The sequence below is a fragment of the Photobacterium sp. GJ3 genome (assembly GCF_018199995.1).
In the GTDB taxonomy this organism is placed as follows: Bacteria; Pseudomonadota; Gammaproteobacteria; order Enterobacterales; family Vibrionaceae; genus Photobacterium.
This window is the reverse complement of the sequence record NZ_CP073579.1, coordinates 1,124,762-1,151,744: the sequence shown is the minus strand read 5'-3', so window position 1 is coordinate 1,151,744 and position 26,983 is coordinate 1,124,762. Positions and strand designations below refer to the sequence as shown.

The window sequence follows — 26,983 nt, the reverse complement described above, 5'->3', positions numbered from 1 at the left end:
ATTTGGGAACAGCATGGCAAACAAAAAAGCACTTGATACTAAAATTATCACCGCTGGCCGTTCAAAAAAATGGACGCAGCATCTTGTAAACCCGCCGGTCAGCCGCGCCTCAACCGTGGTGTTTGATTCTGTCGCGGAGATGAAACACGCAACAGCCAACCGGGCGAATCAAGCACTCTTTTACGGACGCCGCGGCACCAACACCCATTTTGCATTTCAGGATGCGATGGTTGAACTGGAAGGTGGCGTCGGCTGTGCCCTGTATCCGTGTGGTACGGCCGCGATTTCAAATGCCATTCTGTCCTTTGTGAAAACAGGCGATCATCTCCTGATGGTCGATGGCGCTTATGAGCCGACCCGTGATTTCTGCGATAAAGTCCTCGCGAAAATGGGTGTGGAAACCACTTATTACGACCCAATGATTGGGGAAGGGATCCGCGATCTCATTCGTCCGAATACGACCGTTTTGTTCCTCGAATCACCGTGCTCAATCACGATGGAAGTGCAGGATGTTCCGACGCTGGCTAACATTGCGCATGAGCAAGACATCGTGGTGATGCTGGACAATACCTGGGCATCGCCGATCAACTTTCAGCCTTTTGAGCATGGCGTGGATATCTCCATTCAGGCGGCCACCAAATATATTGTCGGGCATTCCGATGTCATGCTGGGCACGGCAACTGCGAATGAACGCTGCTGGGACCAACTGCGTGAACACAGTTATCTGATGGGGCAGTGCACCTCCCCGGATGATGTTTATCTGGCGATGCGGGGGTTGCGTACCCTGGGCGTGCGCTTGCGTCAGCACGAGGAAAACAGCCTGAAAGTTGCCCGCTGGCTGGCTGAGCGTCCGGAAGTGGATCATGTTCGTCATCCGGCCTTGCCGAGCTGTGAGGGGCATGAGTTTTATCTCCGTGACTTTAAAGGTTGTAACGGCTTGTTCTCTGTGGTGCTGAACCGCGGCAATACGGAGGCGCTCACGGCTTTACTGGATGGCATGGCGCACTTCAGCATGGGGTATTCCTGGGGCGGATTTGAAAGTCTGATTCTGGCGAATGAAAATATCAACAGTTTGCGTACGGCAACAAAGAAAGTATTTGCCGGTCCGATCCTGCGGCTGCATATTGGCCTTGAAGACGCAGACGATTTGATCCGGGATTTAGAACAAGGCTTTGAACGGTTGAATGCTGTGCTGCAAGCCAAGTCATGACTCGCCCATTGCGATGAAATGCACAGGCCGCGTAAATCGCGGCCTGTTTCGTTTTCACTGCGCCCCGCACAAGAACCCGCCCCAGAATTTTAAAAAAATAGTCTAGAATTCAAGCAACAGCACAAAGTATTGTGCGTTCTTGTCTGGGAGAGGGGCTATGTGGAAAGTTCTGGGATTATGTTTCGGTAGCGTCATACTGGCTGGCTGTTCCGGTATGGATTCAGCGTACGGCGTGGGTGAGTACACGCTATTTCCCAAAGCCTATGTGAATGATGAGCCTTACGACAGCATTTATCATTACGGCTATAATCAGGGATGTGAAAGTTCACTGAGCCTGAAAGGTGTTGTGGATACCGCTTACATGAAAGATATCGCGCTTAAAGATTCGGATACCCGGTATAACGAAGGCTGGGAAGACGGAAAAAACGCCTGTGAAGATGGTCAGCGTCGTATTATGGCCACCAGCCGCCTGGAAGTGTCCGAACAGCCGTTGAGCCAACCTTACAATCAACAGTCTGGGTCTGAGTCTTCTCAGCAACCGGCACAATCAATCTACTGACATGATGAGCGCGTGAGTCTGCCACGCTCAGGCTGATTTTATTTGCTGTCATTTTCACATCTCAGGCAGTCAAACTGCCAGCTTGGTGGGCAGGTCACAAATATGAAGATTGAATCGAGGATTTTCTGTTGCTTTCGGGCCTTACAGAGTGTCAATTCGGAAATGAATCAATTAAAAGTGCCTGAATTTATGACAGCTCTGCCTGTCATTTCGAAAGTTGAACCAGTGAATTTGAATATATAAGTGGTTGTTTTTACTGGATTGTCATGCCATTCACACTGAATATAATGTCAGGTTATTGACCTATTATTCAGTGTGGCTATTGTGTTCAGACGAATTGCTTTATTTTTCATTGTTGTTTTTCTATCTGCATGTGGCAGCGAAGAAACTTATCCGGAATATCCGAAAGATCGCCAGCAAGGCATTCTTTCCGGTGTTGTTTTTGATGCCGCGGTTTCTAATGCAAGAGTCAGTGTTTACGAATTCAACAACGGTAAAGCAGGTCGTTTATTAGCCGCCACCAACACCAACCCGGATGGGCGTTTTTCTATCGCGCTCACCGCCGGGACCACGCCGCTGTATCTTGAAGCCAGCGGTGGCGGATATCTGGATCCGCATTCTAAAAATGTTGTAACCGTGAATGACAGAGGTCCGCTGAAGTTCCGGGCTTATGTCAATTTTGTGGAAGGTCAGAGCCGGAATGTCATGCTGACACCGCTGACCAATATTGCCGCGGGTCTGGCTGAATATAATTTTCAGCGTTTAGGTCAACAGACTGCGGCAGCCATCGAATCCGCAAACGCAGCCGTGAACAGCCAGTATGGATTTGACGTTTTTGCGGTTCAGCCACTGGATATTTCTGTCGGTAACTACAGCGCTGTCGCCACACAAGGTCATCAGTATGGCGCATTCTTGCTGGCATACTCTTCAGCCGCTTATGAACTGCTGGAAAAGTCAGGCGGCAGCGACAAAGAAAAGCTCATTTATACCTCTTACAATCTGGCTGATCTGCAATATCGCGATATTCAGGCAACCGGACAACTGGATGGCTGGTCACTGGATGAAGTCTCGGCTTTGCCGGTGGCGCTGTCGTTTGGTCTGCAAAAACTGAATGTTGAGTATTACACCAACACATTAGCCCAGCATTTGCTTCGGGTGGTCAACAACCCGGACATCAATATTTCTTCGACTCCAGCCAGTGATTACACGCCGCTGGTGAATCGTTTGAACAATGCTTCTGGCGGGATATATGCCCCGCGTGCCCCGGTTTCCATCGATGAAGATGCACCGGAAGTGGTTCGTTTCGGGAATGAAACCTTGTCTGGCTCCGGACTGGTTTCTGTCAAAGTGACTGACTTTATCGGAATTGAGTACGCAGAAGTCTTCTTGCAGACCAAAACCGCAGAAAGCGGCTGGGGCGAACTGGAAAACTGTAAAAACGGTATTTCTTCCCTCTGTCATGTGCAGTCTGAGGCTTTCGACAGTGGCGTGCGCGAAACGCTGGTGGTTACCAAGGTCAATACGCTGGAAATCGACAAGCTATCGGCTGAACCCGTTGAGGCAAGGCTGGTTCTGAAAGTGGCTGATGTGCTCGGAAATGCCGATGATGCACAATCCGTTGCTTTCCGGTGGGATAACCTCGCGCCAGTGATCAATGTCACGTCGCCAGAGACCTTTAACCCGGTCAATAAGGCATTCTATACCCTGACCGGAACCATCAAAGATGCCGGGTCAGTCATTGACAGCGCAACCATTGCGGTGAACGCCGGTGCGCCGGACGTGCTGAACTGTACGATGCAAACCGATCCTGAGACTCAGGAAGAAGTGTGTGCGTTTACCCAGAATTTCGACCGGGGTCTGTTCATTGGCGGGCAGACCACCTTCTTCCTCACCGCAACGGATGGCAACGGCAACAAAAGTCAGGCACAGCATCTGATCCTGTCGGATACCACAGCGCCGACGCAAAGCGTCGCGTTTCCTGAAGTTGCGATGAAGTTCTTCGACGCAGATACCGGCGAGTATCAGGACAACCTGACGCAAGAATATTTTCAGGATCTGTACGGAAAACAGTACCTGAATCTGAATTATGCTTATGCTCTGCAAGGGCTGAAAGGCGTTCACCCGGAAGTCGATTTTGCAGACTTTACTACCCTGGTGCTCGATCAGAACCAGGTGCCGTATCTGACTCTGAGTGTTTCAGACGCCACAGGCAGTTCTGAAGTGACCAGTTCCTCGGCTGAGGAACTCAATGTCATCGTCACTTATGAAGCAGGGAAAATCGGTGAACCGGTCGCGATCACCCGGACAGTGAAAAGTAATCTGGGCCAGCTTCCTCATGAAGTGTTCCCGGCGCCTGACACCGAAGGCTACATCAGCGAAGCGCGTTATTTCATTCCTTTTGTCCGGGAGATCTTCGGGGCAGACTTCACCCGGGTGGACGAAAGCTATGCGCAAACCATCACCATTGTGACCGAGGATGGTTCAGGCAACTTATCTGTCCCTTATAAGTTTCAGTTCAAATCTACGTTTAACTTGCCTTCAATCAAGGTGACATCGCCTTATATTGGCGCGAGTGCAACCATTGAGCGTCTAAACGCCTCCGGCCAGTGGGCGTCGATTGCGTCATGTAAGATGCTTGCTGTCCCGTCGAAAACAGGCGGCGGCACGCTCAAAGACACGGCCAGCTGTCAGACCCATTCTCAGTTTGCCGGTGAAATCCACCGGGTGACGGTGACGGGGTCAACCCAGTTCTACAAATGGAGTCAGAATGCACTGACTGAATTTGACCTGACCGAAGAACATGGCTTGCGCATGTACGGCATTGTGGGCGGTGAATCCGGTGATCGTGAGTTTATCATCACGGAACTGTCGGTCTTCCAGTCTGGATTCTTTGATTACCTGTTTGATCAATCGAATAAAACACAAGGTACAGCGCAGGGTATTCTCTCGGATGTGAATGCCATGTTCGGGGAGCAGACCAGCCAGTTCTTTGGCTTCAACCCGACCACCACCTATTACGCGAATAATGATGAGTTGCTGACGATTCCGAACCCGCCGTCCAGTAAATATCTGTACCGCTTCTTGCTGGAAGCCATGGGGGATATTGCCAATGCGAGTGCGGTTCAGAACAGTACGGATCTGGCAAAACTGTATTACACCGATATCGTTGGCGACGGGAAGCCGGATGGGAAAAATGCTGCCGGTCAGCAGCTCTATTTTGCCAATGATCCGCTGGGTGAAAATTATTACCGCGAAAAATTGGGCGAGCATTTCTACGACTTTGTGAAAACAAAGTTTACCGGCAAAGTCGATGACAAAGTGGCGATGTATTACGCCAACCGCTTTGCGAAATCAGATCCGACGCTGCAAAGCCAGAAGGTCTTTAAAACGCCTGCGGAAGCGGTCGATCAGGAGCCACCAGCGGTCAGTCTGGATCCGCTGGCCAGCAATGCCATTCAGTTGTTCAACAAGTGGTATGTGAGTGGTGATCTGAGCGCAATTGTGAATGTGTCCGACCCGTCCGGCCTGGATAAAAGTGCGCAGCCGACCAAGCTGGAATTGTTCTGGGGTGTGGATACCGAGAGCAATGCGGCCACGCCGACAGGGATCACGGCCAATAAAATCGATAACGATGCCTATGCAGAGAAGCATCAGTTTGGCTTAGATACGGCCAACGACTATCCGGGTATTGCCCGTTTGGATCTGTTGCTGAGTGCAACGGACCGTGAAGGGAACAGCCATGGTTATCACGGCCAGACTAAAAAAGCGACTATCTTTATTATTGATAACGATCCGCCGAAATATACTTTCATTCCGCCATTTAAAGCCGACAATCTGCCGGATACCACGTATATCAACACCAACTTCAAACAAACGCTGAAATTTGAGGTGGATGAGCGTGTCGGTGAGGATCCGGCCAAGCGTCGTTTCATTTTCCGCAATGGCACCAAAGAACGTGTGGTGACGCAGGAGGAATCCAAATCCGAGAGTAACATCGTCACGCTGTATCTGTGTCTGGATACGCAGTGTGCCGATGATCTGGAAATTCCGAAACCGGTGCATCTGGATGCCGGTTCATGGACGCTGATCACCGAAGGTGCGGATAAACTGGGGAATTTCATTCCTGCCACCGACCCGAATGTCGGTCGTTTCCGGGTGAATGTTGATTATCTGGCACCGGAAGTGCTGGATTCTGACGTGGAACTGCTGGGCGGTAACAGCCAGTGGTCGCCACTCGCGGTGCTGAACAACGGGATCGGGAATGTCAGTGCGCTGGGCGAGATTGAACTGAAACTGCATACCGGTGCAGGATTGATTGATCTGGCGCCATGCGGCCCGGATTGCTCAACAGTCCCGGCGTATCTGCTGGGCGATAAAGCCAACACCAAAATGCAGCTGGTCGCGGCGAACCTAGAGCATGGGAAAACCTACACCCTCTACATCACAGCGCGGGATACGGCTTATCCACCGAATGAAGGGGAAGGCACCTTCGCATTCAAGATTGATAAAATGGGCCCGGTGATTGCGACCCCAACCCTGAAAGACGGCACCGCCCCGGAGTTATCCGGTAATATTATGGGAACCAAATTCATTGCCAATATTGCCAGCATGACGGATGACTCCAGTGTTGAAAATATCAGCTTCTGGCAGGAACTGAGTGCCAGTGAAGTCAAACTGGTGGAGCCGTTCAAGCCGGAGGGGCTGACCAACATTAATATTGATCTGCAAAAGGCGAATACGTCGCTGATCAATACCAGTGAAGGCCATCAGATCAAAGTCTTTGTCAAAGCGACAGATAAATATGGCTTCGAGAGCCGCTCAAATGCGGTCTCAACTTACTTCGATAATGAAGGCCCGGCCATCACCCTGAATAACTTTGATGTAGAGAATGATTATGTTGAGCCAGGCTATGTGTTCAATATCTCCGTTCAGGACGAGGGCACAGATCCGATCAAACCGGGTTCAGTGGTTTACTGGACTTATACCGGCACAACCCCACCGCCGGGCGTGGCTGGGACACAGCCAACCAACCCGAACGAAATTGCAACCAATATGCAGCAGGATTTCACTCTGAAAATCAATGCCGAGGATATTCGTGGCAATCTGCAGGATAAAACAACCTTTGCCATTCAGGTGGATACCACACCGCCGGATGCATCGCTGACGGCGCGTTATCAGAGCGATAATAAAGAAATTTCTCCGGCTCAGACGATTACCGAACCCGGGACGGTTGATCTCTACCTGGATGCGACTGATCCGCAAAGCGGCATTGATAAAGTGGAAGCAACCCTGTTCCGCGTGGGAACAGAACAGGGGGAAACCATTGTCTTCAGTCCGGTTACGGGCAACGAATCCCAGCGCAAAGCCAGCCTGAATACTCAGATTGCTAACGACGGTAAATATAATCTGGTGGTGAAAGCTTTTAATAAAACCAAGGTGAACAAAAATAGCGAACGCCAGATAAACACCATCGTCCGTCCGCTGACGGTTCAGCGTGAAGGTTACAGCCTGACTGTTCTGAACCCGGCGAATTTCGGAACATTCACTTTTGGCCAGAGCCTGCGTGCTGAATTCGGTATTCAGAATGCAGAAGGTGCGGTTCTGAATAAACTCGAATGCTGGCTGCGCGAAGATTACACCGGTGACGGCGCGCCGGATAACGATACGTCAGGGTATTACAAGGTGTACACCAACACCGCCTCGCCTGTGTGCCAGTTCGACAATATCGACCGCAATATGGCGAATAATCCGGTGCTGATCACCCGAACAACCGCAAGCAATGGTGCTGAAGTTGACCAGATCTTCTCGTTCAACATGGTGGATATTGATGCACCAGTGATCGCGAATAAAGACAACTTCAAACTGAAGCAAGGTGATGTTGATACGGTTGGAGACGTGAAGAAACTCACGGTACGTGTGACTGTAGATGATGCGCTCTCCGGTATGGACAACAATGCTGAAGTGAAGTTGCATAAAGGTCTGGCAGAATACGTACCAACGAACATTCAGCCAAGCAATGGTAATAAAACGATTACTTATGCTTTTACAGGAGATTATAACGACTTCATCCGCTTTAATGATGTGGAACACTTTGTGAAGGTTTCAGGGCTGAAAGATAAAGCTGGCAATATTGTACTGGATTCTGATTCAACGATTCAGCTTCAGGTACCGAATGTCAAACCAAGTGTTGAAGTGATTGGAATTAAAGAAGGCGACTACATTAACTCGAAAACGGTCGAGTTTGCGATGAAGATTGGTGTTGGCCAAGAAGCAACGCTTGATAATGTTGATGTTCGCCTAGGCTCGAACACCTTCAAATTAACTTCTCACGCGAAAGAAAATTTTGATGGTGGAGCGAAGCCTTGTTTGGATGAACCTGAATTGATGTGTGTGAATTTCCGTGGAGAGGTTGCACCTGATCATGTGGGTGATAATGTCGATGTGCTTGTGATCGTTTCTGATAAATGGGGTAATTCGACGACACATGAAAAAATCACTTTAGGTATTGATCAGGCCCCACCAGTGATTTCAGATGTTTATAGCATTGGCTCTGATGAAAATGGCAATGTACTGATGAACTTCGATATTTCAGATGAAGCCAGTGGCCTGAATCGTGTTAAATATATCGTGAAAGATTTGGGTGACAGTTTCACGATTGATAAATCTTCCGCAGATGATGTTATCCATCAACTGGCATTTGAATCTGCAAAGCTTGGGAATAAGAGTAGTTTCAGGGTGTATATCGAAGCGGAAGATAATGTTGGTATGGTTGATAAGACAGAATTCACCGTCAATATTGTGAAACCGCAAGCGACGCTGGAACTGCTGGGTGCGCAGAAGAAAGATTCGAATATAGTGCTGGCGAACAATACGCAGACATTCAACATCAGCACAGTGACAGATCCGAATTCACGTGCAGAAGTGAAAGGCTACGTGGTGACACTGGATCCACAGGCTGAGGGCCTGAGCCCAATTACGCTGATCGGTACATTCAATGGTCTGACAACGGCGACTGAGATTGCGACTCTGACAGAAAGTATGCAGGGGCCGTATCACCTGAAACTGTCGATTCTGGATAATCTGGGCCGTTCACTGCCAAGCTATACCCTGAAGGGGGAAAGCTCTCCGGTGACCATCTCGCCACTGATTGTTGATATGGCAAGACCGAATATTCTGAATGTTCAGGTCGTGCAACAGGCTGTCATGCCGACTGTGGATGGCAAATACACCATTCGCTTAACAGCCAATATTCAGGATGCGAACCTGAACAGTACCAAGGTGGTGGCAACACTGAACGGTGGCACGAACCCGTCTGATTACACCAAGCCGGCGGAAGCGAGCGGCGTGTACACCTTCGACTTTAAGGCAGCCGTAGGCACACATGATCTGATGATTAAGGCCACGGACTATGCAGGCAATGAAGTCAGCACTCCGTACACTGATTTTGTTGTGGAGCCGTGGACAGTGCCTGAGGTTACTAGAATGACTGTCAATCAAAGCGAAGTTGGTGGGAATCAAACGGTCACAGTTACGATGGATTTCTCAGAAGCTGTGACAGACATTACGACTGATGACTTTGAGGCAATTGCGGATTTAGGAAGTGATCATGGTTATTTCCAAAATATACAAGCTAACAGGTATAACACGATTTGGTATGTCGACTATGTGACGCCAACTGGTGAGGATACCAATGTCACCATCTATTTAAAGAATGGTAGTTACGTTGCTGAAGATGATGGCATGCCTGGTAAATCTGAGAACACGAATATCAATGTGATTGCTTCTCCATTAGTGAAGTCAATTGAAATGGATAAATATACGATGAAGGTAGGAGAAACGATTTCAGGGAGAATAACGTTTAATAGACCAATAGAAAATAATGAAAGTTATATTTCAGAAGGTGGCGAAGCTTGGAAAAATAAATGGTTTAATGGTGACAAGGAATTAAGGTTTTATTATAACGCTACAAGCGCAGGCAGACATAAAGTCGGAATAAAACCAACGTTGTATGATGAATATGGTAACTATAATGCAGAAACAATAGTGGTAGTGGATGTAACTAATTAGTTTCTTTCTGATAAAAAATCACCGCCATTCGGCGGTGATTTTTTATCTCCCCGGTAATCCCCTTGAAAAATTATCGCTCAATGAAGACCAATCCTTATCCAGTGAGGAGTTATCTTGTTCACCTACCGCTGATATTTAACTGATTGCACAGAACCGTCGCCTTCTTAGATAAGTTGTCATTCATCCGTATTCACCCAATTCACCCTCGGGCCATGCTGACACTAGCGGTATCATTCTTATTTGATTTCACATAGGGCTTAACAAACTGTGGAGGCATGAGCTTTACGTCATGACCAAATTGCTTGAATACTCTCGCCCAATCGTGAGCACTGGCGCAAGCTTCCATACGAATAAGGCAGGGAGGGATATTGATTATCGTCTCGGACAGCTTCTTTCTGCTGACGTTTTTCTTAAGAAGAACTTTTCCTGATGAATCAACGCCGTGTAGAGCAAAAGATGATTTGGCTAAATCGATACCTAAGGTTGTAATGGTCATGATCTCTTCCTCATTCAGTTCACCAATTGTTAGTGTAGGTGGTGAGTGGAAGTGTCCATATCATTAACAAAGCCTGTTTTCTCCATAATCTCACCGAAACATTTCTCGCCATTGCCAGAGTTCACCAGTGATCCTCAGCCTATGAAAATAGGCTGGATTGATATGTTCCTTTGCAATTGAGTGCCTATGGCGTAATACACTTGCGCACATATGTGGTTCACAGAGATCAAAGGGATGGAAAAATGAAACAGATAACGCGCATCGTTTCAGTAGCTGATCGCATTGAGTGGCAGTGCATTGGCTGATGACTGGTCCGAATGGGCAATTGACCCGATTACAACAGGGACAGACAGTAAAGTCTGGGGATCGAATGCCGAGGCAACTGGTGACTATGCCACAGCCTGGGGATATGGCGCTGCAACAGTCGGCTTCAGGTTCTTAATTCTGGGGATTGATTCCAGCACCTGGCTCAAGCGGTTGAATCACGCCAGCCTCCCCGAGGATCATTCGGGGTGGTTGGCGAAGTCAAACCTGAGCGCTCAGGGTTAGGGCAGAATTTCATACTTTTTAATTTTATGGCTGAGTGTGCTCAGTGGAACGGCCAGCGACTCCGCAGCTTTTTTGGTTTGCCAGTTGAAGCGCTCCAGAGTTTTCATAATCACGGTCCGTTCATACTGAATCACAGAATCTTTGAGCGATCCCATATCCACTTCCGGCAACTCACTGTCGAACACACTTTCTTCCGGGATCTCTGCCGGTAGTTCACTCAGCATATAGGCTTCTTCATCGCCCAGTTCGACGGTATCAACGGTTTCGAAATCCGACAGCAAGACGGCCCGTTCAATGATATTGCGCAGTTCACGCACATTGCCGGGAAACGCATATTCCATCAGGCGCTTGCGTGCTTTTTTGCTCAGCACAGGTTCGCTGTCCAGTCCCAGTTTCTGGCTGGTGAGTGTCACAAAATGTTCTGCCAGCGGCAGAATATCTGCAGGCCGATCCCGGAGCGGTGGCAGCGTAATCGGGAACACATTCAGGCGATAAAACAAGTCGGCCCTGAATTCATTCTTCTGGATTTTTTCCATCAGATGACAGTGGGTTGCTGCCACGACCCGAACGTCGATGCTTCGCTCTTCACTTCCCCCGATAGGACGGATTTTCCGCTCCTGTAAAACACGCAGTAATTTTGCCTGTAATAACAGCGGCATATCGCCAATTTCATCCAGAAACAGTGTGCCGCCATTCGCGGCTTCGAACAGCCCTTTTTTGTCTTTATCTGCGCCGGTAAACGCGCCTTTTTTGTGACCGAACAATTCTGATTCCAGTAACTGCTCAGGGATCGCGGCACAGTTCTGTGCAATGAACGGCTGATTGGCACGGTCGGAGTTGTCGTGAATATAGCGGGCAATCACTTCTTTGCCTGCACCGGTTTCCCCCCGCAGGAGAACATCGACCGGTAAGGTCAGAATCCGCTGCAATCGTTCCAGAACGTCCCGCATCGGCTCACTTTCCGCAATGGGGCCAGTGTAATTGGCTTTCTTGCGGGCTTTGAGCTGCTGATTTTCCCGGTTCAGTGCTGCATTGTCTGCTTCCAGACTGCGCAGACTGGTGTGGTACGTATCCAACAGCATGGCCTGACGAATACTGGTCCCGGCCAGTTTGGTGAACACCGACAAGGACTGCTCGTCGTCAATCAGGCAGAGATCGAACAGCACCAGCAAGCCAACCGTCAGGTTCTGATGATCTTTTAACGGCCAGGCCAGCAGATTGGCACTGCGTAAATCCATCGCAGCTTCATGCTGATAAATGGTGTCACAGTTGTAGCCGGAGTAGGCATACAGTTCATTGATCAGCACAATTTCTCCGGTTGTTATTGCATAACTGAACGGATCATTGTCAGTCAGTAAATCCAGTTGCAACGGCATCCACGGATGCTCATGCAAAGGTTGTTCATGTTTGTGAACACTCAGTGGAACCAATGCCTGTCCGGTCTGGTCCAGCACGTACATAATGCCGTGCCGGGCCTGTGTCAGCTGACGCGCCGCCCCCAGGATGGCGTCCATGGTGGACGCCAGCTGGGTGCGATCGGCCAGTGTCTGACTGATCGCGAGTAACAGGTTATTGAGTTCTCCAGTATTAGCTGAAGGCATACTCGATCAATCCTTGTTCATCGACAGAAATAGTCAGCGTGGTGTGCGGGCTGTCCTCACCCTGATGCGACAAGAGTTCCGTGGACAGCTGAGGCAGGAGCTGACGGTTGATGACCGCATCGATGTTCCGCGCACCGGTTTCGCTCAGGCGGCAATGGCCCAGCACGAAGTCGACCAGATCCTGCTCAAACGCCAGTGTCAGATCATGGTGCGTTTTCAGGCGCTCGCCCAGTTTACGCAGCTTATGTCCAATGATGTCGGTCATGGCATCATCTGCCAGCGGCAGGTAAGGGATCACATTCATCCGGGCCAGCAGCGCCGGTTTGAAATAACGATTCAGCGCCGGACGAATCGCATCGCCGATTTGCGGTGCTGTGATGTCGTCACTTTGCTGCGCCAGGGATTCAATTTCCTGTGTGGCCAGGTTACTGGTCATCAGGATCAGGGTGTTTTTGAAGTCAATGGCACGGCCTTCACCGTCGTTCAGAACGCCTTTATCAAACACCTGATAGAAGAGATTCAGGACTTCCGGATCGGCTTTTTCAACTTCATCCAGCAGCACAACCGAGTAAGGACGCTGGCGAACGGCTTCGGTCAGCATGCCGCCTTCGCCGTAGCCGACATAACCCGGAGGTGAGCCAATCAGACGGGAAACGGTGTGCTTTTCCTGAAATTCAGACATGTTGATGGTGGTCATGAAACGCTCACCACCAAACAGCTGATCAGCAATCACGCGTGCCGTTTCTGTTTTACCGACACCACTCGGGCCCACCAGAAGGAAAACGCCCATGGGGCATCCGGGTTCATCAGGCCAGCTTTCGCAGCGCGGATCCCTTCACTCAGGGAGTCAATGGCAAATGGCTGACCTTTGATCACTTCGGAAAGTGACTCGCCCAGCGTCAGGACAGAAGCCGACTCATCTTTCAGCACTTTCCCGACAGGGACACCCGTCCAGTCTGCAATCACCTGACTGATTTCAGCCGGGCCGACTTCAAAGTGAACCAGCGCTTCTTCGCCACGGCACGCTTCAAGCGCCTGCTGACAACGCAGAATCGCTTCACGAATGGACACCTCATCCATATCCGCCAGATCCGCATGCGCTTCGTCTTCAGACGCTTCATCCGCAGCCGGGGCTTCTGCTTCGCCGGTTGCAATGTGCAGCTTCTGGCGCAGGCTGATCATTTCATCAATCAGATTCTTTTCCTGCTCCCACTGCGCAGTGAGTTCTGTCAGTTCTGCTGTCAGCGTCTCGATCTGGCTTTCAATCTGCGGGATCAGCGTGGCGTTTTTCTTATCGCCGGTCTGTTGCAGTTCATCACGCTTCAGGCCATCCAGCTCGCGCTGAGAGGAAGCAATCTGCTGTTGCAGGCTTTCGACGGCTGCCGGAGTTGAACGCAGGCTGATATTCACGCGGGCACATGCTGTATCCAGCACATCAATGGCTTTATCCGGTAATTGACGCCCGGAAATATAGCGGGAAGACATTTCGGCAGCGCACGCAATCGCATCGTCACGGACATAAATATTGTGTGCTTTTTCGTAGGCCGGACGCAGACCACGAATGATCAGTGCGGCTTCTTTCGGCGAAGGCTCATCCAGTTTCACCAGTTGGAAACGACGGGCCAGGGCCGGATCTTTTTCGAAATACTTCTTGTATTCAGACCAGGTGGTCGCGGCAATGGTCTTCACTTCACCCCGGGCCAGAGCCGGTTTCAGCAGGTTTGCTGCATCGCTGCCGCCTGCCTGATTCCCCCGCCAACCAGCGTATGGGCTTCATCAATGAAGAGAATGATCGGTGTCGGAGAGTTTTTCACCTCTTCCAGTACGGCATTCAGGCGTTTTTCGAATTCACCTTTTACGCTGGCACCGGCTTGCAACAGACCCATATCCAGCCCAAAGAGTTCAACACCTTTGAGAATATCCGGCACATCCCCTTCGACAATCTTCAGTGCCAGACCTTCAACCACGGCGGTTTTACCCACACCCGGTTCACCCACGGCAATCGGATTGTTTTTCCGGCGACGGGCCAGAATATCGATGATCTGACGGATTTCACGATCCCGGCAGAAGACTGGGTCGATTTTGCCTTCCCGCGCTTTGCCAGTGAAATCGATGGTGAACTTGCTCAGCGCAGAACCTTCCTGACGCGGTTCGCTGCTTTCTGTATTGGCCACCTGTGCTTCAATCGAATCTGCGGTGAACTGATCAAAGTTTCGTTTCAGGGTTTCGCTGTTGATCGGCTCAAACAGCTCCTGGATGTCGTGTTGCCCGTAACGGATCGGATTTTTCACCAGCGTCAGTAACAGCGCACCCGTCCGGATTTGCTGCTGGCCCAAATCAATCGACGACATGAGCCAGGTTTCCTGCAGCCATTCAATCAGCAGTGCAGAAAAGACAGGTTTCCCTCCCGCCGCTTTGTCGCTGCGTTGTAATGACGCATTGAGCGACTGGCGGATTAAATTTTCCGAGCAGTCAAAACTCAACAGAATCTTATCAAAATCACTGTTCGGACGTTCGAGCAGGCTCAGCAGATAATGCTCAATCGCCACTTCCGTGGATCGCTCAGAAACAGCAAGTGCCGCTGCATCTTCCAGCGCAACTTTTGCGATGGGATGCAGACGTTGAATCAGAGAAGCTAAATTTACGTTAATCATAGGTCCATCAAATTCGAGTCGTGGAAAGCCCTGATTATAAGCAGATTCAAAATTTGCTGACGGCGGCAGAGCGGGGGATAAGCGGCTGAATTAGTGACTATTTCATGTGGATATGACAATCCGTTCAGTGATCCTGCATCAGAAGGTTTCGATGTGAGCTTTTTTATAGGAAAAATGACAGTGAAGGCTGTGAATTTCACGGAATGCGAAAAGTGTGGCAGAGGTTTCAGAATTCACTAAATAAGCGTGCGCTACACAGGATTTTCGAAATCGGATCCTAAATAAAAGTGGGAAAGAGTAAAGCATTTCCTGATCTGAATTTTGATAAAGATTTTCTAAAAAATGAGATTATTTTCTGAAAAATGAGAAAGGCAGATTTAGTATTCTTTTTGTCAATAGGCCTAAGCTATTGATTTTAAGCGATATTAAAAGTTGGCATGGTCGTTGCAATGTATTCACCATCACAACGATGAAGCGCGATTTGCGCTAACGCATCAAAACAACTGAATTTATTACGAATAAGGAAAAGCGATATGCCAACTCCAGCTTATATGTCAATTCACGGTGAAACTCAGGGTCACATTACGAAAGATGCATACACTGCCGATTCTGTGGGGAACACCTGGCAGGAAGCACACGTTGACGAATTCCTGGTTCAGGAACTGGATCACGTGCTGACTGTCCCTCGTGACCCGCAAAGCGGCCAGCCAACCGGTCAGCGTGTTCACCGTCCGGTTATCGTCACCAAGCAGCAAGACCGTACGTCTCCACTGCTGTTCAATGCCCTGGTGAGCGGCGAGAAACTGCCAGAAGCTTACATCAACTTCTACCGCACTTCCACGCAAGGCAAGCAAGAGCATTACTACACCATCAAACTGATTGATGCGCTGCTGGTCGATGTTCAGACGCGTATGGCGCACTGCCAGGACGCAGCAACATCTGACCGCGTTGTTGAAGAAGTGCTGAAGTTCACTTACCGCGCAATTGAAGTGACTCACGAAGTTTGTGGTACCGCGGGTAACGACGACTGGCGCGCACCTCGCGAAGCATAATTCGGTAAACCGAAAAGAGAAAGGGGCCAAATCTGGCCCCTTCGTCATCTTTGCATCAGGTAAAAGTAATGAGTCATCAGGTTCAATTTTCCTTTTCAATCGAAGAAACCGATCATGATTTCCGCGTTGAAAGCTTTGAAGTGGAAGAACGTCTGTTTCAGCCTTTCGAAGTGAAAGTGTCATTGCTTTCACGTGATGCAGATATTGCATTGGATGATCTGGTCCGTAAAGCCGGGGCGCTGAAGCTGCTCGGTCAGGGGCGGGACGTGTCCCGTTATTTCCACGGGATCGTGAAAGAAGTCAGTTTTAAGGGCAGTGGCCGTCAGTTCAGCCGTTATGAACTGGTGTTGGTACCGGATTTATGGTTCCTGACCCAGCGTGAGGACTGCCGGATTTTTCAGGATCTGACCATCAATGAGATCATTGAGTTGGTACTCGCAGAAGCCAATGTCACGGCGTTTCGTATGTTGGCGGATGCCGGTGAAAAGCAGGAATACATTCTGCAATACCGTGAAACGGATTTAGAGTTTATCCATCGTCTGATGGCGCAGCACGGTCTCTGGTATTTCTTTGACCACAGCGAAACCGGTCATGAGCTGGTGATTGTGGATAAGAATGAGCTCATCAACGCGCTGGTCAGCACACCGGAAAACGCAACGCTGGTGCCCGATGCCAGTGAACATGCGATTCTGTACCACGGTGATTCCGGGGGTGTGCCGGACCGTGAACACATCTTTGATGCTGATTTTGCCACGCGCGTTCATACCGGTGCGGTGTCGCAAACCGACTATCATCACCTCACACCCCATACCAGCCTGATGGCCAGCGCTGCTGATTTCGAAGCTGAAAATTCCTATATAGATTTAGCGGTATACCAGTATCCGGGCCGTTATCACCAGCAGCCACAGGGCATGCAGCAGGCCGATTATCGTCTCTCGGCCCACAAAGTTTCCGGCACCGAGCTGAAGGCGGTGGGCTGTGTGATGCGCTTCATTCCCGGCTACAGCTTTGTGATGGAAAGTCACCCGCGCCAGTCGCTGAACCGTGATTATATCTTGCTGCAAGTGAAGCACTACGGGCGTGATCCGCAGGTGCATGCCGAAGAACGCAGCGGCGAGCCAACGACCTATCACAATGAATTCATTGCTTTCCCGGCCGACCTGACTTACCGGGCACCGGCGCAGAAAGCGCCTGTGGTCGAAGGGCCGCAAACTGCTGTGGTGGTAGGGCCTGAGACTGAAGAGATCTACACCGACAATCTGGGCCGGGTCAAAGTGCAATTCCACTGGGACCGTCTGGGCGGGATGGATGAGCACTCTACGTGCTGGGTACGTGTCAGTCAGACGCTGGCCGGGCCAAGCTGGGGTTCCGTCTTCCTGCCGCGCATTGGACATGAAGTCGTGGTGACATTTTTGGAAGGGGACCCGGATCAGCCACTGGTGACGGGTTCGGTGTATCACGGCCTGCATCGTCCGCCGTACGATCTGCCGCTGAAGAAAACCCGCACCACGATTCGTTCGAAAACCCACAAAGGCGAGGGTTACAACGAAATCAGCCTGGATGATGAAACCAATCAGGAAGAGCTGTATCTGCGCGCGCAGAAAGATATGAACACACTGGTGTTGCATGACCGCTTCAGCCATATCGGACAGGATGACGAGTTGAAGGTTGTACAGCATCGTGAGATTGCAGTTCAGGGCGATCGGAAAGAACTGATTCACGGGAATAAAACGTCACTCAATGAGCAGACATTGATCGAACAGGTCGATCAGGATGTCACGGTGAATCATCAGGCCAATGAAGTCGTCAGTGTTGCTGGTAACCAGCACCGTCAGTTGGAAGCGCACCGGCGTGTTCAACTGGGTCAAAGCGACACGCTGGAGATTGGTGCGGATCTGACCACGGTGATCCTTGCGTCCCGATCCACTTCAGTCGGGGGTAACGATCAATTGACGGTTGGTGGCGGCTTTCATATTGAAACCCAAGGCGATACTTCAATCCGTGCAGAAGGTGAAGCTGCGGTTGTTTCTGCTGATGAAATCAGAGTGGAAGTCGGTGCTGCCGGATTGGTGCTCAAAAGCAGCGGGGCAATCGAATTTTACGGCACGGCGATTAAGCTCAATGGCGTGAGTGACGTGGCCCTGAAAGGGGGCAAGGTCGACCTGAATCCTGGCGCCGCTGCTGGCAGCAATCAAGGCGTGAGCGCTCTGGGTCCGATCGGACTATCGATTTCACGATTAAAGCCACCCGTAATCACGTCTGCTGTCTTTCAGAGCATGATCGAAGAAGGCGTACTGATGATGGAACTGTGTGAATGCGGAAGAGGGAAAACATGTCAATTGCACCGTTAAAGCCTGAATGGCAGATTCAGCAAGCCAACCCCATGTTGCCCGCTTCAGATCAAAACGCCTATGTGCTATTTGAGCCCTTGTTATGGCCAGACTGGGAGGCGCTGTTCTCTGAAGACGAAGTGGTGTCACTCTTTTCCAAGACGCGTTTTGCGCACTTGGAGAATGGGCCGCTTCTGGTTCCTTTGGCACGAAACTTGCCCTTATGGCAAAGACTGATGGCTCAACTGGAGGCGACCCCTTGCGGTTGTTTGCTGGTGGCGCCAGACACCGTTTCATTTTCAGAACTGACGGCGTCATTGCGGGAAAGGTTGATCGTGTCACGTGGCCGGGCTGATGCAGTCATCCGGTATTATGAGCCCCGTAAGTTATTGATGTTGGTTGGTTCAATGTCTTCTGAACAGCGACAACAGTTTTTCCCCAAACTCCATCGAATTCATTGGTTTGATCAATATTGGCTTTTGGCAGATTGGCGCAGCCAAGCGATGAATACGACCTCAGCTGAGAGATGGCTGATGTCTGATGATCAAATAAACATCATGATGTCTATCGCGGAACAATGGCATGGAGAAACAGCCTGATGAGCCGAATCTATACGATCAAACCGAATGACACCCTGCTGCAGATTGCTATTGATCAGAAAGTTGATTTTAGCACCCTGCTGGAGCTGAACCCTCAGTATCAGAGAAATCCGGATTTTATTCGGGTCGGCGAACCAGTTCGGTTACCTGACGAGAGCCAGACTGAGCCAGCTGAGCCGACTTATTCTGTGGCCCCCGTGTCTGACCTGCGGCCGCTGGAGGCCGCGGGCCCATTGATTTCTCCGCCTTTATGTCAGCCAAGTGAGGTGCACGATGTCGTGTTTGTGACCGGAGATGGTCCGCTGGAATATTGGATTCTGGATGAAACTGCTTCGAAATTGCTGGAAGAAGAAACCAAAATTACAGATCGCTTATTACAGGATTACAAAGCTTTAGTTGAGCGCGCACCACAAGGTGAAGGGGTGACGCGTGAGCAGTTGGAACAGCATGCCCAGGCCAGAGAAGCTTGGCTGGAAGATGCGAAATACGCCGGAATTTTTGCAACTCAGAGCAAAGTGCCCAATCCTGCTACACGCAGAGCGGCACAGGTGAAGGCCCGTCGTCCGCAGCCCAATCCAAATCAGGAGCGAGTGAAGGCGATGCTGAAATCACTCGAAAATCGTCGCCGTTTTGTCTCGCAATATCGGGATGATTGGTTTGGTGAAAGCTCGATTGAAACACTCAGAGCGGAAATTCTGAGTCAGATTCAAAAAGAGATCGATTATTACAAGACGCTCGAGATGAAAGCCGTCACACCTCAGTCGACCACAAAGTCGGGGGTGGTGATGGATAATATGAATAAGACCAAGAAAAAATATACGACTCAGTATATTCGTGATCATATCGTGGAAGTTTATTCCATTAATCAAACACGTCATGTCTATATCCGTTCTCGGTTTCAAGAGCGTGAAGTCAGGCGCTGGAAACGCGTGGCCCGAAATAGTCATGCGATGAATGCCTTGCATCAAAGAGACTACAGGGGCTTCGGCCGTGCGATTCGAGACGATATTAAGGAAGAACAAAAGAATTTAAAAATTGAAGGTAAGTTGATTGAGTGGAAAGCGGATGGCGATAAATTTAAAGAATGGAAAGCGACTCAGCCTTACCTGGATGAAGATGGAGATACGTTTTTTGCGGTCAGCGCGGAAGCTCAGTTGTTTCGTTGGGGGCACAAGCCAGTGTTTCTACAACATTTGAACCCACGAAAGGAAAAATTGATATAGGGATTGGCGGCGAAGCCAGCTTTTCACTGGCCGAAGCTAAAACGGAAGCGAGTTTATTCTTCCCTTCTGAAACTGGATTTCCAGTGAAGCTGCACTATAAGGACAGTAATGGGCGCGATGCCACCTACTCATTTGGCTGCTTTCGCCTTCAGGGGAAAGTCACATTAGGCTGCTTTGTTGGCGTGATGCTCGATGGCAGAGTTCAGATTGGGCGGCCGGAAGAGGATGGCGCAAGTACTGGGGTGATGTTTACCCCCAGAGTTGATTTAGACAAGGCCCCGAAGGGGGATGTCGGCTTTAAAGCGCAAGGGTTCGCGGGGGCGCAGGCGAGTGGCCAACTCTCGGGGGATTGGAGTGGCAACCCCCGAAAGATGAAAATACCTTCAATTTTCAGGTGCTCGCCGAAGTGAAGCTTGAGGGCAATGTTGCTGCCGGGGCGGGATTCAACGCCGATTTCCAGCTTGCTCTGATTGATGGACGATTCTACCTCAAATGTTCCGGGCAATTGGTTTGGGGTGTCGGTGGCGGTGGCGGTTTTGGCGCCATGATTAATATGGAGCAGTTGTGGGAGCTGGCGAAAATTATCTGGCAGGGGCTGCAGCATGTTGATTATCGAGTGCTGGACAATATTGACCGAAGAGCATATGAGTATTTGGTGGACGCAACCATGATTGCGTTTGCCAGTGACTTGATTCGAGACCCGAATCAAGCATTGTTACATGCCCTTGCATCGGGTGATGAGCAAATCAGAAGGTGGAAAAAGGAAGTTGATGAAAGAAGTGATCGTCAACGTAAAGTCAATATTCTTGCCAAACGGATTTTAAACAACACGACGAACGCAGGTATTCCCTTTAATCAATTACTTCCCGAAGCCATAGGAAGTATGCTGGATCTATTAGTTGAAGAATTTTATTTGAGCTTTAACGAAGACCAGGAATGGGCAATTTATAAGCTGCTGAAAGAAAGTACTTACAGCTGGCATAAGTTTGAGGAAATCTTGCAGCGTATGAATCCTGAGGGTCAAAAAACGAGCGGGGATCAAGTTATGTTTGATAACCTTGCCCGGATTAATGCGATACTGGATGGCAGCCAACAATCAGACTTTAACCGTTGGGTTGGTAAACTGGCTGAGCTGGAAAAAAGTACTCTGGTGACTGTTGACCCCTATACCCCGCTGAGTGGGCAGGCCCTGGCCAGTAAAAGAACAAAAGTTCACCAACAGATTGCTCAACGCCATCAGGAAAGCGAGACACAAACTGCGTAATCCAAGCCCCGGAAGGGGCTTGAAACTTAAAAGTGTCAACCCTATCAGGACGGGTCAATCGCCGGGGCTACCTGTTGAAGAGCACAGCGAAAGCTGGTGCTTGGATAATAGGCTTTTTCGACCGGATCATTATAAATCCGGGCGAACGTCATTGTTGTTCCTGTCGCATCGCGCTGAACCTTCTGTGTGCCGGATGCAGGGCCTTTGGGATTGAGCTCCGGAGAAATCTGATAATAGTCGGGGGAGTACCAGTCATTCACCCATTCACTGACCTGATTTGTCATGCCATAAACCCCCAAAGGGTTCGGATAAAATTTGTCGACGACCTCGATATCGCCTGATGTATTGGCATCATTTTCAGTGTATTCAATATAAGACTCTGTTTCAGGATCGAAATAGATATCCCCACGTACCTGACTGTAACCATTGTTGGTGGCAAAATAGTAATGTTGGCCTCGACTGCGGGCAGCATATTCCCATTGTGCCTCGGTGGGCAAGTCGAAGGGCAATGCGCTGACCTGCCCTAACCATTGACAGTAATCTTTGGCTTCCTGCCATGCTTTGGCGCTGGCGGGGTCATTTTTTTGTTCACTTACGATTAATCGTGCGTATCGTTCAGAATCCCGTTGAACAATTGACCCATCACGCGAATTATCTTTGGCCACAGGCAGTCCGTTGATCTGGCGCATCCACTCCATATCAATAAATCGCGTTTCAAACTTAGCGATTGAGTAGGCATCGAGTGTGACTTTATGAAGAAAGGCAGCTCCTGTCTCCTGACTAAACGGCGAACTCAAGCATTCAGCATCCGGAGACCAATCTATCCGGCTGATCGTACCGCTGGGGATTTCACAAGGGGCACCAAAATCCCCCATCTCAAAGCTGCCGCCTTCAACAAACACCAGATTTTCTATGGCACGAACCACCACCTCGGCAGCGTTTTGTTTTTGTTCTTGGGTTGCCTCGGGGTAACGCTTTTCGATATTGGCGACAATGGTATCAAGTCGCTGCTGCGATACCGTCTCGCTGGTGATTTTGATGGGTGAATTGTTGTCATTGCAGGCCGCTAATAATGGCAGCGTACATGCAAGTCCTAGCCTGTAAAATTTCATGCGGACATCCTTTATTTTTAGTGCCTTAGTCTACCGAAACCCCAGAAACAAAAACACAAAACTGGTGGTTAAATCAGGAAATTCACAGGTGTTTTTTGAATAGGGTTCACAATGGATAAAAAGAAATCGACTTGAAGTCCCACCCGACTGAGTCAGTCAAAGAACACAAGTTCACCAACAGATAGCTCAACGCCATCAGGAAAGCGATATACAAACTGTATAATTCAAATCCCGGAAGGGGCTTTATTTATTGCTGGGACTGATTACTGAAGTGCACAACGGAAACTGGTGCTGTAAAAATATGCACTCTTGACTGGTACAGAATGAATCCTTGAAAAAGTCATCGTTGTTCCTCCCGCATCTCGAAGTACTTTTTCCGTCCCTTCCTTTGGTCCTTTTGGGTTTAGCTCAGGGGAGTATTCGTAGTAGTCAGGGGAGTACCAGTCCTCCACCCATTCACTGACTGGATTGGACATACCATAAATCCCTAAAGGATTTGGGGGATAGCGATCTACTTCTTTGGTATTTGTTGATGTATTTGCATCAATTTCATTGTATTCGACGTAACGATCAATCTCGGGGTCGAAATAGGCATCTTCCAAAACCTGATGGTAACCATTATCGGTCGCATAATAGTATTTCTGGCCACGACTTCGTGCAGCATATTCCCACTGTGCCTCGGTAGGCAAGTCGAAGGGCATTTCACTGACCTGACCTAACCATTGGCAATAATCTTTCGCTTCCTGCCACGCTTTAGCACTGGCTGGATAATCCTTCATATTAGTTATCAGCCATTGATATGTTTCCGAATCACGTTGGATTATCGACTGATCTTTTGCATCATCTTTGGCCACAGGCAGTCCGTTGATCTGGCGCATCCACTCCATATCAATAAATCGCGTTTCAAACTTAGCGATTGAGTAGGCATCGAGTGTGACTTTATGGAGAAAGGCAGCCCCTGTCTCCTGACTAAACGGCGAACTCAAGCATTCAGCATCCGGAGACCAATCTATCCGGCTGATCGTACCGCTGGGGATTTCACAAGGGGCACCAAAATCCCCCATCTCAAAGCTGCCGCCTTCAACAAACACCAAATTCTCAATCGCGCGAACCACCACTTCAGCGGCGTTTTGTTTTAGCTCTTGGGTCGCCTCGGGGTAACGCTTTTCGATATTGGCGACAATGGTATCAAGTCGCTGCTGCGATACCGTCTCGCTGGTGATTTTGATGGGTGAATTGTTGTCATTGCAGGCCGCGAATAATGGCAGCGTACATGCAAGTCCTAGCCTGTAAAATTTCATGCGGACATCCTTTATTTTTAGTGCCTTAGTCTACCGAAACCCCAGAAACAAAAACATTGCAAAGCATCGCCAATGTTGAATTGAACCCGTATTTCTTGAACCAAGTGCGCAATGAAATCAATTTGGTGATTTTGTTTGTCGTTCCCGCGCAGGCGGGAACCCAGTGACGTTGATGCGCCGGAGCTTCGTCTGGGTGCTGTGAACGAAATTACAGAATGGCTTGAACCTTGCTGTGATTTGATCTGTTCCATGATGATTTTTGTGTGTTTGTAGCCCGGCGCTTTATGGATTCCCGCCTGCGCGGGAATGATGGTAATGTGATGATTTATCAAGCCTTTGTCGTTCCCGCGCAGGCGGGAACCCAGTGACGTTAATGCGCCGGAGCATCGTCTGGGTGCTGTGAACGATTCTACAGATTGGTTTGAACCTTGCTGTGATTTGTCTGTTCCATGATGATTATTGTGTGTTTGTAGCCCGGAGATTTATGGATTCCTGCCTGCGCGGGAATGACGGTAATGTGATGATTTATCAAGCCTTTGTCGTTCCCGCGCAGGCGGGAACCCAGTGACGTTGATGCGCCAGAGCCACGTCTGAGCGCTGTAAACGATTCTACAGATTGGTTTGAACCTTGCTGTGATTTGATCTGTTCCATGATGATTTTTGTGTGTTTGTAGCCCGGCGCTTTATGGATTCCCGCCTGCGCGGGAATGACGGCAATCGTATGAATTGTATGAAGTTTGTCGTTCCCGCGCAGGCGGGAACCCAGTGACGTTAATGCGCCGGAGCTTCGTCTGGGTGCTGTGAAAGAAATTACAGAATGGCTTGAATCTTGCTGTGATTTGATCTGTTCCATGATGATTATTGTGTGTTTGTAGCCCGGCGCTTTATGGATTCCCGCCTGCGCGGGAATGACGGTAATCGTATGAATTGTATGAAGTTTGTCGTTCCCGCGCAGGCGGGAACCCAGTGACGTTAATGCGCCGGAGCTTCGTCTGGGTGCTGTGAACGAAATTACAGAATGGCCTGAACCTTGCTGTGATTTGATCTGTTCCATGATGATTTTCGTGTGTTTGTAGCCCGGCGCACCATGGATTCCCGCCTTCGCGGGAATGACGGTAATCGCATGAATTTTATAAAGTTTGTCGTTCCCGCGCAGGCGGGAACCCAGTGACGTTAATGCGCCGGAGCATCGTCTGGGTGCTGTGAACGATTCTACAGATTGGTTTGAACCTTGCTGTGATTTGATCTGTTCAATGATGTTTTGAACGCGCTTAAAGCCCGGCGCTTTATGGATTCCCGCCTGCGCGGGAATGACGGTAATCGTATGAATTGTATGAAGTTCGTCGTTCCCGCGCAGGCGGGAACCCAGTGACGTTAATGCGCCGGAGGTTCGTCCGGGTGCTGTGAACAATTCTACAGAATGGCTGAACCTTGCTGTGATTTGATCTGTTCCATGATGATTATTGTGTGTTTGTAGCCCGGCGCTTTATGGATTCCCGCCTGCGCGGGAATGACGGTAAGTAAATGAATTTAAAGTCATTCGTCGTTCCCGCGAAGGCGGGAACCCAGTGACGTTAATGCGCCGAAGTTTCGTCTGGGTGCTGTGCACGATTCTATAGAATGGCCTGAACCTTGCAGTGATTTGATCTGTTCCATGATGATTATTGTGTGTTTGTAGCCCGGATCTTTATGGATTCCCGCCTGCGCGGGAATGACGGTAAGGCGATGAATTTAAAGTCATTCGTCGTTCCCGCGCAGGCGGGAACCCAGTGACGTTCATACGCCGGAGCCTCGTCTGAGCGCTGTGAACCGTTCTACAGAGTGGCTGAACTTTGCTGGGATTGTATCTGTTCAATGAAGTTATGAACGCGCTTTGAGCCCTGCGCCCTATGGATTCCCGCCTGCGCGGGAATGACGGTAAGTAAATGAATTTAAAGTCATTCGTCGTTCCCGCGCAGGCGGGAACCCAGTGACGTTGATGCGCCGGAGCCTCGTCTGGGTGCTGTGAACGATTCTACAGATTGGTTTGAACCTTGCTGTGATTTGATCTGTTCCATGATGATTATTGTGTGCTTGTAGCCCGGAGCTTTATGGATTCCCGCCTGCGCGGGAATGACGGTAATGTGATGATTTATCAAGCCTTTGTCGTTCCCGCGCAGGCGGGAACCCAGTGACGTTGATGCGCCGGAGCATCGTCTGGGTGCTGTGAACGATTCTACAGATTGGCTTGAACCTTGCTGTGATTTGATCTGTTCCATGATGATTATTGTGTGTTTGTCGCCCGGCGCTTTATGGATTCCCGCCTGCGCGGGAATGACGGTAAGGCGATGAATTTAAAGTCATTCGTCGTTCCCGCGCAGGCGGGAACCCAGTGACGTTAATGCGCCGGAGGTTCGCCCAGGTGCTGTGAACTATTCGATAGATTGGCCTGAACCTTGCTGTGATTTGATCTGTTCAATGATGTTTTGAACGCGCTTAAAGCCCGGCGCTTTATGGATTCCCGCCTTCGCGGGAATGACGGTAAGACGATGAATTTAAAGTCATTCGTCGTTCCCGCGCAGGCGGGAACTCAGTGACGTTGATGCGCTGAAGGCTCGTCTGAGCGCTGTGAACCGTTCTACAGAATAACTGTACTTTGCTGGGATTTGATCTGTGTAATGATGTTGTGAACGCGCTTTGAGCCCTGCGCCCTATGGATTCCCGCCTGCGCGGGAATGACGGTAAGACGATGAATTTAAAGTCATTCGTCGTTCCCGCGCAGGCGGGAACCCAGTGACGTTCATGCGCCGGAGCATCGTCTGGGTGCTGTGAACGATTCTACAGAATGACTGAACTTTGCTGTGATTTGACCTGTTCCATGATGATTTCGTGTGTTTTTAACCCGGCGCTCTATGGATTCCCGCCTGCGCGGGAATGACGGTAAGACGATGAATTTAAAGTCATTCGTCGTTCCCGCGCAGGCGGGA

The 26,983-nt window shown here is 49.8% G+C and carries 15 protein-coding genes and 2 pseudogenes; 10 read left to right on the top strand and 7 right to left on the bottom strand.

What is annotated here, in order from left to right; translation table 11 throughout:
* Positions 1–13 precede the first annotated feature (13 nt).
* From KDD30_RS22055 to KDD30_RS22045, 3 genes are all read left to right on the top strand, one after another.
* On the top strand, positions 14–1,210 hold the full coding sequence (locus KDD30_RS22055; protein ID WP_211650729.1) for a cystathionine beta-lyase: 1,197 nt from the start codon (positions 14–16) through the stop codon (positions 1,208–1,210).
* A gap of 157 nt (positions 1,211–1,367) precedes the next feature.
* The gene (locus KDD30_RS22050) at positions 1,368–1,769 is read left to right on the top strand and encodes a hypothetical protein (protein ID WP_211650728.1); all 402 of its coding nucleotides are present in this window, start codon (positions 1,368–1,370) and stop codon (positions 1,767–1,769) included.
* Positions 1,770–2,093: 324 nt separating this feature from the next.
* The gene (locus KDD30_RS22045) at positions 2,094–9,836 is read left to right on the top strand and encodes a carboxypeptidase regulatory-like domain-containing protein (protein WP_211650727.1); all 7,743 of its coding nucleotides are present in this window, start codon (positions 2,094–2,096) and stop codon (positions 9,834–9,836) included.
* Between the two features lie 223 nt (positions 9,837–10,059).
* Here the strand turns inward: KDD30_RS22045 and KDD30_RS22040 are convergent.
* Positions 10,060–10,332 (bottom strand): annotated as a pseudogene (locus KDD30_RS22040) (IS110 family transposase); the annotation flags it as partial.
* A gap of 282 nt (positions 10,333–10,614) precedes the next feature.
* Between KDD30_RS22040 and KDD30_RS22035 the strand changes: the two are divergent.
* The gene (locus KDD30_RS22035; protein WP_211650726.1) at positions 10,615–10,881 is read left to right on the top strand and encodes a hypothetical protein; all 267 of its coding nucleotides are present in this window, start codon (positions 10,615–10,617) and stop codon (positions 10,879–10,881) included.
* Here KDD30_RS22035 and KDD30_RS22030 read toward each other — a convergent pair.
* Both KDD30_RS22030 and tssH read right to left on the bottom strand, forming a co-directional pair.
* Positions 10,878–12,482 (bottom strand): sigma 54-interacting transcriptional regulator, encoded by a 1,605-nt coding sequence (locus tag KDD30_RS22030; protein WP_211650725.1) that lies wholly within the window; start codon positions 12,480–12,482, stop codon positions 10,878–10,880. The two genes, KDD30_RS22035 and KDD30_RS22030, sit on opposite strands and share 4 nt — an antisense overlap.
* Positions 12,469–15,136: pseudogene (tssH, locus tag KDD30_RS22025) on the bottom strand (type VI secretion system ATPase TssH). The gene KDD30_RS22030 and the pseudogene tssH overlap by 14 nt, the downstream one beginning before the upstream one ends.
* A 533-nt stretch (positions 15,137–15,669) precedes the next feature.
* On the opposite strand from tssH, the gene KDD30_RS22020 reads away from it, so the two are divergent.
* From KDD30_RS22020 to KDD30_RS24665, 6 genes are all read left to right on the top strand, one after another.
* A complete protein-coding gene (locus KDD30_RS22020) occupies positions 15,670–16,188 on the top strand; it encodes an Hcp family type VI secretion system effector (RefSeq protein ID WP_211650716.1) in 519 nt (172 codons plus the stop codon).
* A 68-nt stretch (positions 16,189–16,256) separates the two neighbouring features.
* Complete coding sequence (locus KDD30_RS22015) at positions 16,257–18,539, top strand: type VI secretion system Vgr family protein (protein WP_211650724.1); 2,283 nt, start codon at positions 16,257–16,259, stop codon at positions 18,537–18,539.
* A gap of 32 nt (positions 18,540–18,571) precedes the next feature.
* Positions 18,572–19,117 carry a DUF4123 domain-containing protein gene (locus KDD30_RS22010; RefSeq protein WP_211650723.1) on the top strand — a complete coding sequence of 182 codons (546 nt, stop codon included), beginning with the start codon at positions 18,572–18,574 and terminating at the stop codon, positions 19,115–19,117.
* Complete coding sequence (locus KDD30_RS24675; protein ID WP_249199366.1) at positions 19,117–20,340, top strand: LysM domain-containing protein; 1,224 nt, start codon at positions 19,117–19,119, stop codon at positions 20,338–20,340. Before KDD30_RS22010 ends, KDD30_RS24675 begins: the two co-directional genes overlap by 1 nt.
* Entirely contained in the window at positions 20,280–20,750 is a 471-nt protein-coding gene (locus KDD30_RS24670; protein WP_249199469.1) for a hypothetical protein, read from the top strand. Before KDD30_RS24675 ends, KDD30_RS24670 begins: the two co-directional genes overlap by 61 nt.
* Positions 20,690–21,604, top strand: a complete 915-nt coding sequence (locus KDD30_RS24665; RefSeq protein ID WP_249199365.1) for a hypothetical protein — start codon at positions 20,690–20,692, stop codon at positions 21,602–21,604. Before KDD30_RS24670 ends, KDD30_RS24665 begins: the two co-directional genes overlap by 61 nt.
* A gap of 44 nt (positions 21,605–21,648) precedes the next feature.
* Here the strand turns inward: KDD30_RS24665 and KDD30_RS22000 are convergent, their stop codons facing one another.
* The 4 genes from KDD30_RS22000 to KDD30_RS21985 form a co-directional block, all read right to left on the bottom strand.
* On the bottom strand, positions 21,649–22,716 hold the full coding sequence (locus KDD30_RS22000; RefSeq protein WP_211650722.1) for an SUMF1/EgtB/PvdO family nonheme iron enzyme: 1,068 nt from the start codon (positions 22,714–22,716) through the stop codon (positions 21,649–21,651).
* A gap of 263 nt (positions 22,717–22,979) precedes the next feature.
* Positions 22,980–24,017 (bottom strand): SUMF1/EgtB/PvdO family nonheme iron enzyme, encoded by a 1,038-nt coding sequence (locus KDD30_RS21995; RefSeq protein WP_211650721.1) that lies wholly within the window; start codon positions 24,015–24,017, stop codon positions 22,980–22,982.
* 409 nt (positions 24,018–24,426) lie between these two features.
* Positions 24,427–25,428 (bottom strand): hypothetical protein, encoded by a 1,002-nt coding sequence (locus KDD30_RS21990; protein WP_211650720.1) that lies wholly within the window; start codon positions 25,426–25,428, stop codon positions 24,427–24,429.
* A 526-nt stretch (positions 25,429–25,954) separates the two neighbouring features.
* Positions 25,955–26,275, bottom strand: a complete 321-nt coding sequence (locus KDD30_RS21985) for a hypothetical protein (protein ID WP_211650719.1) — start codon at positions 26,273–26,275, stop codon at positions 25,955–25,957.
* Between the last annotated feature and the right edge of the window lie 708 nt (positions 26,276–26,983).